Annotated in this window: 13 protein-coding genes; 8 read left to right on the forward strand and 5 right to left on the reverse strand. The window is 62.4% G+C overall.

Annotated elements, in window-relative coordinates; genetic code table 11:
• Position 1 precedes the first annotated feature (1 nt).
• From HU763_RS06350 to HU763_RS06370, 6 genes are all read left to right on the forward strand, one after another.
• A complete protein-coding gene (locus HU763_RS06350) occupies positions 2 to 724 on the forward strand; it encodes an adenosylcobinamide-GDP ribazoletransferase (protein ID WP_186689601.1) in 723 nt (240 codons plus the stop codon).
• Between the two features lie 198 nt (positions 725 to 922).
• On the forward strand, positions 923 to 2,038 hold the full coding sequence (locus HU763_RS06355; RefSeq protein WP_225931955.1) for a glycoside hydrolase family 5 protein: 1,116 nt from the start codon (positions 923 to 925) through the stop codon (positions 2,036 to 2,038).
• 62 nt (positions 2,039 to 2,100) lie between these two features.
• Entirely contained in the window at positions 2,101 to 2,505 is a 405-nt protein-coding gene (locus tag HU763_RS06360; RefSeq protein WP_186689598.1) for a MarR family winged helix-turn-helix transcriptional regulator, read from the forward strand.
• A gap of 63 nt (positions 2,506 to 2,568) precedes the next feature.
• Entirely contained in the window at positions 2,569 to 3,771 is a 1,203-nt protein-coding gene (locus tag HU763_RS06365; protein WP_189665877.1) for an MFS transporter, read from the forward strand.
• Positions 3,768 to 3,890: a hypothetical protein gene (locus HU763_RS24850; RefSeq protein ID WP_264081902.1), complete on the forward strand. Its 123-nt coding sequence runs from the start codon at positions 3,768 to 3,770 to the stop codon at positions 3,888 to 3,890. The genes HU763_RS06365 and HU763_RS24850 overlap by 4 nt, the downstream gene beginning before the upstream one ends.
• 46 nt (positions 3,891 to 3,936) lie before the next feature.
• A complete protein-coding gene (locus tag HU763_RS06370) occupies positions 3,937 to 4,488 on the forward strand; it encodes a glutathione peroxidase (protein ID WP_186689597.1) in 552 nt (183 codons plus the stop codon).
• A gap of 184 nt (positions 4,489 to 4,672) precedes the next feature.
• Here HU763_RS06370 and HU763_RS06375 read toward each other — a convergent pair whose 3' ends face one another.
• Entirely contained in the window at positions 4,673 to 4,933 is a 261-nt protein-coding gene (locus HU763_RS06375) for a DUF2798 domain-containing protein (protein ID WP_186689596.1), read from the reverse strand.
• Positions 4,934 to 5,048: 115 nt separating this feature from the next.
• Between HU763_RS06375 and HU763_RS06380 the strand changes: the two genes are divergently transcribed.
• Positions 5,049 to 5,978: a LysR family transcriptional regulator gene (locus HU763_RS06380; RefSeq protein WP_186689595.1), complete on the forward strand. Its 930-nt coding sequence runs from the start codon at positions 5,049 to 5,051 to the stop codon at positions 5,976 to 5,978.
• 42 nt (positions 5,979 to 6,020) lie between these two features.
• Here the strand turns inward: HU763_RS06380 and HU763_RS06385 are convergent, their stop codons facing one another.
• The 3 genes from HU763_RS06385 to HU763_RS06395 all read right to left on the reverse strand — a co-directional run bounded on the left by HU763_RS06385 (position 6,021) and on the right by HU763_RS06395 (position 8,405).
• Positions 6,021 to 7,301, reverse strand: a complete 1,281-nt coding sequence (locus HU763_RS06385) for an OmpP1/FadL family transporter (RefSeq protein WP_186689594.1) — start codon at positions 7,299 to 7,301, stop codon at positions 6,021 to 6,023.
• 147 nt (positions 7,302 to 7,448) lie between these two features.
• Positions 7,449 to 7,931, reverse strand: a complete 483-nt coding sequence (locus HU763_RS06390) for a hypothetical protein (RefSeq protein WP_186689593.1) — start codon at positions 7,929 to 7,931, stop codon at positions 7,449 to 7,451.
• Between the two features lie 249 nt (positions 7,932 to 8,180).
• The gene (locus HU763_RS06395; protein WP_003257337.1) at positions 8,181 to 8,405 is read right to left on the reverse strand and encodes a hypothetical protein; all 225 of its coding nucleotides are present in this window, start codon (positions 8,403 to 8,405) and stop codon (positions 8,181 to 8,183) included.
• A 1,103-nt stretch (positions 8,406 to 9,508) separates the two neighbouring features.
• Here HU763_RS06395 and HU763_RS06400 point away from each other — a divergent pair.
• The gene (locus tag HU763_RS06400; protein WP_186689625.1) at positions 9,509 to 10,882 is read left to right on the forward strand and encodes a DNA recombination protein RmuC; all 1,374 of its coding nucleotides are present in this window, start codon (positions 9,509 to 9,511) and stop codon (positions 10,880 to 10,882) included.
• Here HU763_RS06400 and HU763_RS06405 read toward each other — a convergent pair.
• Positions 10,854 to 14,330: a hybrid sensor histidine kinase/response regulator gene (locus HU763_RS06405; RefSeq protein WP_186689592.1), complete on the reverse strand. Its 3,477-nt coding sequence runs from the start codon at positions 14,328 to 14,330 to the stop codon at positions 10,854 to 10,856. The genes HU763_RS06400 and HU763_RS06405 overlap by 29 nt on opposite strands.
• Positions 14,331 to 14,375: the final 45 nt, after the last annotated feature.

Below are 14,375 nucleotides of genomic sequence, written 5' to 3' on the forward strand. Positions count from 1 at the left end.
GATGTTGCCGTTCTGGATTGCCTTGCAGTTTCTCAGCAGCTTGCCGGTGCGCCTGCCGGGCATGCCGGCACCGCGTGAAGTGGGGCGTTCGTTGTTGTGCTACCCGCTGGTAGGGTTGCTGTTCGGCCTGTTGCTGTGGCTGGCCAGCCACCTGCTGCAGGCGGCCCCGGCACCGCTGCATGCAGCTTTGCTGCTGACATTGTGGGTGCTGCTCAGCGGTGCCTTGCACCTGGATGGGCTGGCTGACAGCGCCGATGCCTGGCTGGGCGGTTTCGGCGACCGCGAGCGTACACTGCAGATCATGAAAGACCCGCGCAGCGGGCCGATTGCCGTGGTCACCCTGGTCTTGGTGCTATTGCTGAAGTTCTGTGCCCTGTGGGTACTGGTCGAGCAGGGTAGCGGGGTGCAGTTGCTGCTGGCACCGCTGATCGGGCGGGCGGCGATGCTCGGGTTGTTCCTGAGTACGCCCTACGTGCGCCCGGGCGGTCTGGGACAAGCGCTGGCCGAGCATCTGCCCCGGGCGGCGGCCGCTTGGGTGCTGCTGGGTTGTGCGCTCTTCTGCCTGGTCCTGAGCGGGTGGATCGTGGTGCTGGCGCTGGCCATATTCGGTTGGCTGCGGCAGCTGATGTGTCGGCGCCTCGGTGGCACCACCGGAGATACCGCTGGCGCGTTGCTGGAGTTGCTCGAACTGGGCGTTGTGCTGGGATTGGCGTTGGGCCTGTAGTAGCGCCCAAGACGTTTCTGTAGGCGCTTTCCGAGCTGAACGTGCCGGTAACCTCCTGAAAAAGCTTGGCAGAAGGTGCTATCGCTCACTGGCGTATGCTCGACCTTCCGCTAACGTGCGAGGAGGGGACGCATGCGTCACGTCATTCTTGGGGTTGTATTGCTGGTCGTCGGGCCTGTTGTAGCCGCTGCGGATCTCATTGCGTTCTGGGACACCCCTCGCCACGGTGGCAACAGCTTCAACCGGCTGCCTCCCGATCAAGCCTACTTCGATGCCTTGCGTGGTTATGGCGCGACTTGGGTGCGGCTGTCCTACGACAAATGGCAGCCGGCAGGACGTGACTTCCTGCTTGGCGATGCCGATGCCTATCAGGGCCTGCCCGCAGCCGACCTGGCCACCCTGCGTACCGCACTCGACCGAGCCCACCAGGCGGGGCTCAAGGTAGTTATCGCACCGCTCTCGCTGCCCGGCATGCGCTGGTCGCAAAACAACCAGGGCCCGTTCGACGACCGCCTGTGGCAGGACAAACGCTACTGGGTGCAGGCTGCCGCATTCTGGCGCGATATGGCCCGTGAGCTAAAGGCTCATCCGGCCATCGCGGCCTACAACTTGATCAATGAACCCGCGCCGGAGAAACACGGCGGCCTGGCCGAGCATGCCGACGCCAGGCAGATGCAGCAGTGGTACGCGCAAGCGCGGGGTAGCGCGCGTGATCTGCCGGCGCTGTATCAACAACTGATAGCGGCCATTCGTGAGCAAGATGCCGTGACACCGGTCATGGTCGATGCTGGTTGGTATGCGGCCGCCGACGCCTTTGATTACTGGCCAGCCCCCTTGGACGACCAGCGGGTGCTGTACAGCGTGCACATGTACGAGCCCTACACGGTCACCAGTGCGTCGAACATGAAGCGCAAGCGCCCCATCGCTTACCCCGGCCCGGCACCGTTCGCAGGGCAGATACAGCAGTGGGATGGCCAACGGGTGGCCCAGTACCTGGGGCAACCGCTCGATTGGGCCGAAACCATGAAGGTGCCACGCGAGCGCCTGGTGGTGGCTGAGTTTGGCTGCATGCGCAGGCTGCCGGGGTGCCGGCAATACCTGGAAGACGTGCTCGGCGTGCTGGAGCACAACCGCTTGCACTGGGCGTTCTACAGTTTTCGCGAAGACAGCTGGGATGGCATGGACTACGAACTGGGCTCGGCCAAGGTCCCATGGCGGTACTGGCAGGCGATCGAACAGGGGGCTCCGGACCCGTTGTCGCGCAAGGCCAGCGCGGAATTCGAACCGATCCGCAAACGCTTGAACCCGGAGTGAGGGTCATCGGCAAACTACGAAATATCTTGCAACGCTCATTATGCGGGTATATACACCTATCCATGCTGACCAGTGAATGCATCTGTACCCATCTGCGTCGTGCCGCCCGTGGGGTGAGCCGGCATTACGACGAGGCCCTTGCCGGCTTCGGGATCAATGTCGCGCAGTTTTCCCTGCTATGTCATCTGCAGCGGCTCGACCGGCCTAGTATTACCACCCTGGCCGAAGCCATGGGCCTGGAACGCAGTACCCTGGGCCGCAACTTGCGGGTGCTGGAGGCTGAAGGGTTGGTAGCCTTGGCCGATGGTGATGACCAGCGCAACCGCGTCGTGTTGTTGACCGACGCTGCTACGCAGCTGCTGCGCGACGCCTATCCGGCCTGGGAGCGAGCCCAGGCCGAACTGGTGGAACGCCTGGGAGCAGGGCAGCGGGATGAACTGGTGCGCTTGCTGGGCCTACTGGCTTGAATTGATACGACCTTAAGCGGGTATATACCCGTAAAACCTTGCGATGTGCTGGAGATAACGACAATGACTTCGGTGTGGCGAACCAGCGGGTGGGTACTGTTGGGGGCAGCGTTGATCCTGGCACTGTCCTTGGGTGTGCGGCATGGCTTCGGCCTGTTCCTGGCGCCGATGAGCGCCGACTTCGGTTGGGGGCGTGAGGTGTTCGCCTTTGCCATCGCCTTGCAGAACCTGATCTGGGGCTTGGCACAACCCTTTGCCGGTGCGCTGGCCGACCGCCTTGGTGCGGCGCGGGTGGTGATCATCGGCGGTATTCTCTACGCCACCGGCTTGGTCCTGATGGGTATGGCCGACTCGGCCTGGTCGCTGTCGCTGAGTGCTGGCTTGCTGATCGGCATCGGCCTGTCCGGCACTTCGTTCTCGGTCATTCTCGGTGTCGTCGGGCGTGCCGTGCCGGCAGACAAGCGCAGCATGGCCATGGGGATTGCCAGCGCCGCCGGCTCTTTCGGCCAGTTCGCCATGCTGCCGGGGACCCTTGGCCTGATCCAGTGGCTGGGCTGGTCCGCTGCACTGCTGGTGCTGGGCCTGCTGGTTGCACTGATCGTGCCTTTCGTCGGCATGCTGCGCGACCGCCCGCTGCCCAGCCATGGCACGGAACAGACCCTGGGCCAGGCCTTGCACGAAGCGTGTTCGCATTCCGGCTTCTGGCTGCTGGCCCTGGGCTTCTTCGTCTGCGGTTTCCAGGTGGTGTTCATTGGCGTGCACCTGCCGGCCTACCTGGTTGACCAGCATCTGCCCGCGACCACCGGGACCACGGTGCTGGCGCTGGTCGGCCTGTTCAACATCGTCGGTACGTTCACCGCGGGCTGGCTGGGCGGGCGCATGTCCAAGCCGCGCTTGCTGACCGGGTTGTATCTGCTGCGTGCGGTGGTCATCGTGCTGTTCCTCTGGGCGCCGGTGAGTGCGTTCAGCGCCTACCTGTTCGGCATTGCCATGGGCCTGTTGTGGCTGTCCACGGTGCCGCTTACCAACGGTACCGTGGCCACGCTGTTCGGCGTGCGCAACCTGTCCATGCTTGGCGGTATCGTCTTCCTGTTCCACCAGCTGGGTGCGTTTCTGGGGGGCTGGTTGGGTGGGGTGGTGTATGACCGTACCGGGAGCTACGACCTGGTCTGGCAGATTTCCATCCTGCTCAGCCTGCTGGCCGCCGCCCTGAGCTGGCCTGTGCGTGAGCGGCCGGTCGCCCGCCTGCAGGCCCAGGCCGCATGAACCGCTACCTGGGCCGCGGGCTGCTGGCCGTTGCCGCGTTGTTGCTGCTGGTGTTGGTCTGGTGGGGCTGGCACCAGGGCGGGATGGCGTTGATGCAACTGGGCATGAGTGTTTGTTAGGCGCTACCCTGCAAGCTCAAGGATTGTTTTGCAGGAGAAACGAACCATGCGTGCACATTGGTTGACGGTGTTGGTGCTGGCCCTGCTTGGCAGCGCTTCGAGCTGGGCTGCCGATTGCCCGGCCTTGTTGCAAGGCAGCCTGCCGGAGTTGCGGGGCAAGGGGCAGGTCGACCTGTGCCAGCGCTTTGCCGGCAAGCCGCTGGTGGTGGTCAATACGGCCAGCTATTGTGGCTTTGCACCGCAGTTCGAGGGGCTGGAGGCGACATACAAGGCGTATCACCAACAGGGCCTGGAAATGCTTGGTGTGCCCTCCAACGACTTCAAGCAGGAAGATGCCGATAGCGAGAAGACGGCCAAGGTCTGTTATGCCAACTATGGTGTCACCTTCACCATGACCAAGGCGCAGCCGGTGCGGGGCAAGGATGCGATTCCGCTGTTCGTCGAACTGGCCAGCCAGAGCAGTGCGCCGAAGTGGAATTTCTACAAGTACGTTATCGATCGCAAGGGCAAGGTGATCGGCAACTTTTCCAGCCTGACCAAACCGGATGACCCAGAATTCCGCGCTGCCATTGAAAAGGCCATCGCTTCGCAACAGTAATGTAACTGCTCTTGCTCTTGCTCTTGCTTCTAAGCGCGCAGTAGTCCAGGCGCCGCCGAATGCGACTTCAGGAGCCCTTCGTTCGGCCTCCTGAAGTCGCGAAGATCAAGATCAGGATCAAGATCAGAATCAAGATCAAGAGCAAGAGCAAAGTCAAAAGCGGGTTATGTGCCCGGGTGGCGTGTTACTTCGCCTGCACCGTCATCGCCACCAACCGCACTACCAACGGCCTGACCATCAATACGCAAACGAACGCCACCGGCATCGCCAATCGATAGGCCTTAAGCACATTACCCAGGTACTCCGGGTTGACCCCCGCATTCGCCGCAGTAATCACGAAGCACATCAACAGCGCCATGATCGACGACATGTAGAAGGCAAAAACATAGGGCGTGGCACCCGGATGTAGTTTGCGTCGGCCGCGCGCCTGCGACAGGTTGCTCATGTGAACTCCTCAAGGTTGGGTGGGAGGCGCAGGTTAGCAACGTACCTGTCAGCCGCTGTAGACCAGCCGTATTGAGTTCTTTATAAAGAGACTCTTACGAATCCAAGGGCCACGCATGGACCTGCTCAATGCCATCCGCAGCTTCATCAAGGTGGTTGAAGCCGGCAGCATCGCCGCCGGCGCCCGCAACTTGGGCCTGAGCCCGGCTGCAGTCAGCCAGAACCTGGCACGCCTGGAAGGCCACCTTCAGGTACGCCTGCTCAGCCGCACCACCCGCAGCATGGCGCTGACCCCCGCCGGCGCCCAGTACTACGAGCGTGTCAGGCACATCGAACGCGACCTGGCCCTGGCCGAACAAGCCATTACTACCCCCGACAGCGAGCCCCAGGGGCGTTTGTGCATTGCCTCGACCTCCGCCTTCGGCCGCCACGTGCTGGCACCGCTGATACCCGCGTTCAGTGCCCGCTACCCCATGCTGTCGATAGAACTGGTAACGACTGATCGCCGGGTCAACCATGCGCGGGAAGACGTGGATGTAAGCCTGCGCATTGCTCCACAGCTGGAAGACCAACTGCTGGCCCGCCACATTGCCCGTATACCGTTCATTTGCTGTGCCTCACCCGGTTACCTGCGCAGCGCCGGCGTGCCAGGCACGCCCGAAGCCTTGCGTGATCACCGTTGCCTGGTGTTTCGCTACCCCGTGGATGGGCGCTTCCTGCGCTGGGGATTCATGCGTGACGGGCTGCGTTTCGAGGCCGAGTTCGGTAGCGTATTGATCAGCGATGACATCGATGCCCTGACCCAGATGGCACTGCACGATGGTGGCATCACCCGCTTGGCCGAGTTCATCGTGCAGCCGCACCTGGCCTCCGGCGCGCTGGTGCCGTTGTTCGAATACAGCGACAAGGGCCAGGCCTATGCCCAGACTGAACCAATGGATATCTACCTGTGCCTGGCCGACCGTTTTGCCATGACCGCGAAAGTGCGTGTGTTCATGGACTACCTGCGCGAATGCCTGGGTGACAGCTGGCAATTGCAGGCATGAAAAAACCGCCACGCGGGCGGTTTTTCATGTAACGCGTACGAATCAGAAACGGTAGGTGAGGGAAGCACCAATACCGTGAGCGCTGTTCTCATACTTGGCTTGGTAGGTACCTTTCAACAGCTGTTGGGACGGAGAGCCCGACACATTGTTGACCTTGGTATCCTCTTCCCACAGGTACGAGTAGGCCACATCGATGGTCATGTCATCGTTCGGGCTCCAGCCGGCACCAAAGCTGACCGCTTTACGATCGCCAGTCGGAATGCGTGGCGAGCGATCGTGGTTGTTGGTGGGCGACTGGTCGACCGAGAAGCCTGCACGCAGGGTCCACTCCTTGTTGACCTTGTAGGCCGCGCCAATGGCGTGGGCCCAGGTGTCATGCCAGTTCTGCTCTTCGGTGATGGTCTGCAGCGGGTAACCCGCCGGTGCTTCGTTCTTCACAACGATGCTTTCCAGGCGGCTCCAGCGCGTCCAGGTACTGCCCGCGTACAGTGTCCAGTGGTCATCCAGCTCATGAGTGATCGAGAAGTCCACCGACTCCGGCGTCTTGATCTTCAGGCTGGCGTCGAACTTGCCGTTCAGGCCAAGCTGAGGAATCGGATAGGAAACACGGGTATCGCCTTCAAGCTTGTAGTCGACCATCGAGTGATAGGTCAGACCCAGACGGGTACGGTCTGTAGCTTGTACCAGAACACCGATGTTGTAACCGATGGCGGTGTCGTCGCCCTTGATCTTGATCTCGCCATCCGGGCCGCCGGGGCCCAGGAGCGCCTTGCTGCTCAGGTTCGAGCCCAGCTCACCCTTGATACGGTTGATGGTCGGGCCAAAGCCGATCGACACCTTGTCGTTGAAGGCATAGCTGATGGTTGGCTGGAAGGTGACGACCTCGACCTTGCTCTTCTTGCCCCAGTAGCGTGCCGCGTCATCGCTACCGTAGTCGGTGATCAGGCCAAACGGCACGTAGACGCCGAAGCCCACGCTCCAGTGATCATCGATCGGCTTGACGTAGTAACCCATGGGTACGCCCACGACCGGGACCATGTCGCCATCGGTTTCCCCCCCGAAATTGCTACCACGGCCCGAAATATCAGTCTTGGCAATGACGGCTGCGCCACCCACGGTGACCTGTTCACGCTTCAGGCGTGACATGCCGGCAGGGTTGCCATACACCGTGCTGGCATCTTCGGCAGAAGACGAACGCCCCGCAAAACCGGTTCCCATGCCGCTGATGCTTTGTTCGTTCAGCGCGAACCCGGCGGCGAGCAGCTGGCTGGATGCAAGAGCAACGGCAATGCCGAGGGAGGTTTTGAGCATTACTTTTTTCATTATTAGAAAACTCCTTGGGATCTCCGGGGCGAAACGCTACCAACAAATCACGCGCCGCGCTATAGCCTCGATCGCCGGAGATAGCGCGGTTTTGTAGGACAATCCGACCAAAATTCCTTTTTTTCCGGGTATTTTGTAGGACCCCTCTTAAGATGCTTGCGGCAATTTCCGGTCTATGCAGGTGTGCCAGGCGTGGGTGAAGTCGCGCAGACGGCCTTGCGGGTTGAAAATCTGTCGCCAGATGCGCGCCAATGCCAGCAGGTCGTCGGCGGCGGGCAAGGGGGTGGCCTGCTCTTCGACGAGCATCCAGGCAATGGCGGTGGAATAGCGCAGGTTGACCGTGAGTTCCAGGTGCGGACCGCCGAGGAAGGCGTGCTGGCTGGCCAGGCCGCGGACCAGGCTGGCCAGGTCGGGGTCGCGGGCCAGGTAATCGTCCCACAGTGCCTGGTGACGATGCTCGCCGATGCGGTACAGGCCATGCCCGCGTCGGTCATGCAAGGCCGCGCCCAAGGCCGACTGGCTAGCGGCGATACCCAGCAACAAGGCTTCGGCGCTGGCACTGTGACGGTTCAGGTAGACCAGGGTGGGTCGGATCACATACTGACACAATTCATTCGCCGCGATACCCATGATGCCCTCGAGCAGTTAAGGGCCGGACGGGCGCTGGAGCTTGGCAGCTGGTGAAGGATCAGGCCCGCCGGAAGCGGCAGGTGCCGCTCGTGTTGAAGTGTAGTGTGATAATGATGATGTAAAAGGCTGTTTTTAAATCGATTGCTGCCTGACGTGCCGGACTATATGCCTTAAGGCAATTACGCCAGGCCGGTTCAGGCAGGCTTGCGATGGAGCCATTCAGTGCTTGAATGCCGCACCATTCAGGGTTCACGCGGTGAGCGACTGACGGGTACGGGCGATAACCGCTTGCAGCGGTTCGCTGCGGCTGTATTGCTCCGGATACAGGCGCTCGGTGTGGCAGGCGACGCCATGTTCGTCCACCAGGGTGAAGCTGAAGCTGCCCTTGCGTGGGGCGACGATCAGGCACTTCAACGGCGAAAAGGCCTGGGAAAGGGTGCCAATGGCAGCCTGAATCTGATGATGAGTTTGCATATTGTTTGGAGGTTCCTGCTTTAAACACGGAGTTAGGATCCGTGCATGATAGAAACGTTCCAGTGACGCCTTTATTAAGGGACGAACGAACCTGACTGGAACAGGGCAGCCAGAGGGGGCGCAATCAAAAGTGGGCGCTTGGGCTGACTGGTAGGTACTTCGGAAGGCAGGCAGCACGCCGGGGCCAAGGTTCTAGGCCGTCGGGGTGGGATCCTGATCAATCTGTCACGTGATTCGTGCCTGAACAGCGCAAGGCTGGCGAGTGAATCATCGAATGGGCCCGTCCTGGTTTCAGCAGTGCCACTCTTGGGGGGAGCGGGTCTGCAAGGACGCTTGAGGCCAGAATTGACTTTCAGCTTGGTACTAACGAGGCGCACCTTACCGGAAATGCCAACGCTTGGCAAGCTTTACCGCTTTGCTCCGGCGAGCCGAACAGTATCGCGCGTAATGAGCGTGCTGGGAAGAGGGGCCAAACGGTCTGCAATCGGCTGGATGTTCCGTTTTCGTGCACTCAAATGAGGGTTCAGGGTGCACTTGTTCACAGTCGGTGCGGCGCTTGTAACGACTTGGCAACACGCTGTGACGGACTCGCCAATGCCTTGACTGGGCGGTTAAGTCAATGAAAAAAAACACTATTTTCAGCTGGTGAAAAAATCGTCAGTTTGAGCCAAAGCCCCGATCTACGCGGGTTTGCGGGGGATAGTAGGGGGTTGTCCACCGAGTTATCCACAGGAACTGTGGATTGTCCCAAGCGCTTGCTCTAGGACGGGCGTGCCAGCAATATAATGAACTGTCCGACAATCGACAGGTTCCAATGGGCCCTCAAGTCATTCACTTGATAACGTCAAGAAAAGATCGCTGAAAATTTTTTGGATTTTGCCGCAAACGCCTTGCCGGAATGCAAGAAATCGAGTGGCTGCGCCAAACCCGCGCCGTTAACGATTGCTGATAAGCTGCGCAGCAATCATCCAGCATCATTCGGGGTAGGCATGACAGTGGATCTGGCCAGCATTCTGCTGGGCTTGGTGGCAGGGGCTTTGCCCTGTCTGGGGTGGATCATGCAGTTACAGCGCCGCCAAGGCGCGCGGCAGGCCGAACAGGCGTTGCTTGAAGAACGCCTCAATGCCGCTCTGTTGGCCCAGGCTGGCCTGCAGGCGCAGCTGGAGGCCAGCCGCGATGAGATCAGTGACCTCAGCGAAGCCAACACGGTCAAGCAGGCCCAGCTGGCCGCCCAAGGCCGTGAGCTGGAATTGCTCCAGATCGACCGTGACAACGCCCGTGATGCCGCCCACGCCTGGAGCCTTGAGCGCGCCAACCGCGAAGCCGAACTGCGCCGCCTGGAAGCCCAGACTGCGCGCCTGGACGCCGAATTGCGTGAACAGCAGGAAAGCCACCAGCAGCGTCTGGAAGACCTGCAGGAAGCCCGGGACACCTTGCGTGCGCAGTTCGCCGACCTGGCCACGAAAATCTTCGACGAGCGAGAGCAGCGTTTCGCCCAGACCAGCCAGCAGCACCTCGGCCAGTTGCTCGACCCGCTGAAGGAGCGCATCCAGGCGTTCGAAAAGCGTGTGGAGGAAAGCTACCAGCAGGAAGCCCGCGAACGCTTTTCGCTGGGCAAGGAACTGGAGCGCCTGCAGCAGCTCAACCTGCGCCTGTCCGACGAAGCCACCAACCTGACCCAGGCCCTGAAGGGGCAGAAGACCCAGGGCAACTGGGGTGAGCTGATCCTCGAGCGGGTGCTGGAGCATGCCGGCCTGGAAAAGGGCCGCGAATACCAGACCCAGGTCAGCCTGAAGAGCAGCGACGGCGAGCGTTTCCAGCCCGATGTGCTGATCATGCTGCCCGGCGACAAGCAAGTGGTGGTGGATGCAAAGGTCAGCCTCACTGCCTACCAGCAGTTCGTCGCCAGCAACGACGACGCTGCGCTGAAGCAGCATGTGCAGTCGCTGCGCAGCCACGTCAAAGGCCTGTCGAGCAAGGACTACAACCGCCTCGAAGGCCTGCACAGCCTGGATTTCGTGCTGCTGTTCGTGCCGATCGAGGCGGCTTTCTCGGCCGCCCTGCAGGCCGAGCCGAACCTGTTCCAGGAAGCCTTCGACCGGCAGATTGTGATCGTCAGCCCGACCACCTTGCTCGCTACCCTGCGGGTGATCGACAGCCTGTGGAAGCAGGAGCGCCAGGGCCAGAACGCCCGCGAGATCGCCGAGCGCGCCGGCTGGCTGTATGACAAGTTCGTGCTGTTCATCCAGGACCTGGATGAGCTGGGCAGCCGCCTGCAGCAGGTCGACAAGGCCTATGCCGCCGCGCGCAACAAACTGTGCGAAGGGCGCGGCAACCTGGTCAGCCGCAGCGAACAGCTGAAAATGCTCGGGGCGCGCGCCAGCAAGAGCCTGCCGGCCGATTTGCTGGAGCGGGCGCTGTCCGACGAAGCATTGCCCGAAGAAGTGCTTACTGAACCAGGCTCAGATGGCGATTGAGCAGGGCACGCAGGGCCGCTGGCTTGACCGGCTTGGCCAGGTAATCCAGCCCCGAAGCGTGGACCATGGCGAGGGTTTCCTTGCTGCCGTCGGCGCTGATCACCACACCCGGCACCGGTTCGCCCAGGCGCGCGCGTAACCAGCCCATCAGCCCGATGCCGGTCTCGCCATCGTCCAGGTGGTAGTCCACCAGCGCCAGGTGCGGGCGCATGCCCTTGGCCAGCAAGGCTTCGCATTCGGCCTGGTTGCGTGCGGTCCACACCTGGCAACCCCAGCGGCTGAGCAGGCTGTTCATGCCGATGAGGATGCTGTCTTCGTTGTCCACGCACAGCACGTGCAGCCCGGCCAGCGGCTGACCGGCCTGTTCCGCCGGGGCACTGGCAACTGGTGCAGCCTGGCGGGCAATCGGCACGCTGACGCGGAATACCGTGCCTGTGCCCGGCCATGAGCGCACTTCCAGCGTGTGGCCGAGTACCCGGCACAGGCCGTCGGCGATCGCCAGGCCTAGGCCCAGGCCTTTCTCGGCGCGGGTCTGGTGACTGTCCAGACGCTTGAACTCCTGGAAAATCACCTGCAGCTTGTCGTCGGCGATACCCGGGCCACGGTCCCACACTTCCAGCCACAAGCGTTCACCCTGGCGCCGTACGCCCAGCAGGATCGGGCTCTTGCCGTAGCGCAGGGCATTGGTCAGGAAGTTCTGCAGCACCCGCCGCAGCAGCTTCATGTCGCTCTCCACCCGCAGGCGACTGCCGCGCAGGCGGAATTCCAGGCCTTTTTCGGCGGCCAGCACCTTGAACTCGGCGCCGAGGGTGTCGAACAGTTCGTTGAGGGCGAAGGGCTTGGGGTCCGGGGTGATCTTGCCGTTTTCCAGGCGCGAGATGTCCAGCAGGTCGCTGATCAGCTCTTCGGCCGAGCGCAGCGAGCTGTCCATGTGCTGCACCAGTTGCCGGGCCTCTTCGTTCATGCCTTCGGCCTGCTGCGACAGGGCTGCGGAGAACAGCCGTGCAGCGTTCAGCGGTTGCATCAGGTCATGGCTGACCGCCGCCAGGAAGCGGGTCTTCGACTGGCTCACGGCTTCGGCATGGCTCTTGGCTTCGGACAATGCCTGGTTCAGTTGCGACAGCTCGAAGGTACGTTCGGCAACCCGCTGCTCCAGGCTTTCATTGGCTTCACGCAGGGCCTGCTCGGCCTCGCGGAACGGGGTGATGTCGGTGAAGCTCATGACGAAGCCGCCGCCCGGCATCGGGTTGCCGATCAGTTCAATCACTCGGCCATTGGGGAACAGGCGTTCCGATGAATGCGCGCGGCCCTGGCGCATCCAGTGCAGGCGGCGGGCCACGTGCACCTGGGCTTCGCCGGGGCCGCACAGGCCGCGTTCGGCGTTGTAGCGGATGATATCGGCAATCGGCCGGCCGACGCTGATCAGCCCGTCGGGGTAGTTGAACAGCTCCAGGTAGCGACGGTTCCAGGCCACCAGGTGCAGGTTCTGGTCAACCACGCTGATGCCCTGGTTGATGTTCTCGATGGCGCCTTGCAGCAGGGCGCGGTTGAACTGCAGCACCTCGCTGGCTTCGTCGGCGATGCGCACCACGTCTTCCAGCTGCATGTCGCGGCCTTCGATGGCGGCCTTGACCACGGCGCGTGTCGATGAGGTGCCGAGCACCCCGGCGAGCAGGCGTTCGGTGTGTTCGATCCAGTCACCGTCGGCGTTCTGGTTGGGGTTGAAGCCCTTGCCCTGGCGATAGGCGAAGCGGATGAAGCTCTGCCGCGCGCGCTCTTCGCCGACAAAGCGCGAAGCCAGGGTCAGCAGGTCGTCGATCTGCACCGCCAGCAGCGGCTTGCTGCTGGGGCGGGCACTGGTCTGCTGGCCGATGAAGCGGCCGGCTTGCCAGTGCTCGGACACCCGCGTGCGCGATAACAGCGAGACCCAGCCGAACAGCGTGAAGTTGCCCGCCAGCGACAGCACCACGCCTTGGGTCAGCGGGCTGATCGGCAGGTTCAGCGGGTTGCCATGCAGCCACGCCAGCCCCGGAAACAGCTGCAGTGACCAGCCCACGCTGTGCGCGGCAATCGGCAGCACCAAGGTGTAGAACCACAGGAAGATGCCGGCCGCCAGGCCGGCGAACACGCCGCGGCGGTTGGCCTGCTTCCAGTACAGCGCGCCGAGCATGGCCGGGGTCAGTTGGGTCACGGCAGCGAAGGCGATCTGGCCGATGGTCGCCAGGCTGGCCGTGGAGCCCAGCAGGCGGTAGCTGACGTAGGCCAGCAGCAGGATCACCACGATGGTCACCCGGCGTACCGACAGCATCCAGTGGCGGAACGCCTCGAATGGCCGTTCGGCGTTGGTCCGGCGCAGCAGCCAGGGCAGCAGCATGTCGTTGGAAACCATGGTCGACAGCGCCACGGCCTCGACGATGACCATGCCGGTGGCGGCCGAGGCGCCGCCGATGAACGCCAGCAGGGCCAGGCTAGGGTGGGCCTCGGCCAGTGGCAGGCTGATGACGAACGAGTCGGAAATCACCGTGCCCGGCAGCAGCATCTGCCCGGCCAGGGCGATGGGCACCACGAATAGCGCGGCCAACGCCAGGTACATCGGGAATACCCAGCGCGCCAGGCGCATGTCCTGGGGTTCGATGTTCTCCACCACGGTGACGTGGAACTGCCGTGGCAGGCAGATGATCGCCATCATCGCCACGGCGGTCTGCACCACCATCGACGGCCAGTTGATGGTCTCCTGCCAGTAGTCCTGCAGGTGGACTGACTGGCGGGCCTGGCTGAACAAGTCATCGAAGCCGTCGTACAGGTTGAACACCACGAACACGCCCACGGCAAGGAAGGCCAGCAGCTTGATCAGCGATTCGAAGGCAATCGCCAGGACCATGCCACGGTGGTGCTCGGTCACGTCCAGGCTGCGGGTACCGAAAACGATGGCGAACAGTGCCAGCACCAGCGATACCACCAGCGCGGTGTCCTGCACGCGGGTGCCGGTGGCGTCGGCGCTGGCGCCGATCAGCAGGTTCACGCCCAGCACGATGCCTTTCAGTTGCAAGGCGATATAGGGCAACACGCCGACCAGGCAGATCAATGCCACCACCACCGCCAGGGTCTGCGACTTGCCGTAGCGTGCGGCGATGAAATCGGCGATCGAGGTGATGTTCTGCTGTTTGCTGATCAGCACCATCTTCTGCAGTACCCATGGGGCGAAGATCAACAGCAGCACCGGGCCCAGGTAGATCGGCAGGAACGCCCAGAGCTGTTCGGCGGCCTGGCCGACCGCGCCGAAGAAGGTCCAGCTGGTGCAGTACACCGCCAGCGACAGGCTGTACACCCAGGCACGCAGTTTCGGCGGCAACGGCGTGCTGCGGCGGTCGCCATAGAAGGCGATGGCGAACATGATGGCCATATAGGCCAGGGCGACCACGGCGATCAGCCCGCTGGACAACGACATGAAGACTCCGAAGCAAAAAAGATAACGCGGTCCCGATCAACCAGT

It is taken from the genome of Pseudomonas anuradhapurensis, from assembly GCF_014269225.2.
In the GTDB taxonomy this organism is placed as follows: domain Bacteria; phylum Pseudomonadota; class Gammaproteobacteria; order Pseudomonadales; family Pseudomonadaceae; genus Aquipseudomonas; species Aquipseudomonas anuradhapurensis.

What these genes read in the sequence shown, in the direction of transcription:
- HU763_RS06350 (WP_186689601.1), top strand. Translation starts at nt 2, where the DNA reads ATGTTGCCGTTCTGGATTGCCTTGCAGTTTCTCAGCAGCTTGCCGGTG.
- HU763_RS06360 (WP_186689598.1), top strand. Translation starts at nt 2,101, where the DNA reads ATGCTGACCAGTGAATGCATCTGTACCCATCTGCGTCGTGCCGCCCGT.
- HU763_RS06365 (WP_189665877.1), top strand. Translation starts at nt 2,569, where the DNA reads ATGACTTCGGTGTGGCGAACCAGCGGGTGGGTACTGTTGGGGGCAGCG.
- HU763_RS24850 (WP_264081902.1), top strand. Translation starts at nt 3,768, where the DNA reads ATGAACCGCTACCTGGGCCGCGGGCTGCTGGCCGTTGCCGCGTTGTTG.
- HU763_RS06370 (WP_186689597.1), top strand. Translation starts at nt 3,937, where the DNA reads ATGCGTGCACATTGGTTGACGGTGTTGGTGCTGGCCCTGCTTGGCAGC.
- HU763_RS06375 (WP_186689596.1), bottom strand. Translation starts at nt 4,933, where the DNA reads ATGAGCAACCTGTCGCAGGCGCGCGGCCGACGCAAACTACATCCGGGT.
- HU763_RS06380 (WP_186689595.1), top strand. Translation starts at nt 5,049, where the DNA reads ATGGACCTGCTCAATGCCATCCGCAGCTTCATCAAGGTGGTTGAAGCC.
- HU763_RS06385 (WP_186689594.1), bottom strand. Translation starts at nt 7,301, where the DNA reads ATGAAAAAAGTAATGCTCAAAACCTCCCTCGGCATTGCCGTTGCTCTT.
- HU763_RS06390 (WP_186689593.1), bottom strand. Translation starts at nt 7,931, where the DNA reads ATGGGTATCGCGGCGAATGAATTGTGTCAGTATGTGATCCGACCCACC.
- HU763_RS06395 (WP_003257337.1), bottom strand. Translation starts at nt 8,405, where the DNA reads ATGCAAACTCATCATCAGATTCAGGCTGCCATTGGCACCCTTTCCCAG.
- HU763_RS06405 (WP_186689592.1), bottom strand. Translation starts at nt 14,330, where the DNA reads ATGTCGTTGTCCAGCGGGCTGATCGCCGTGGTCGCCCTGGCCTATATG.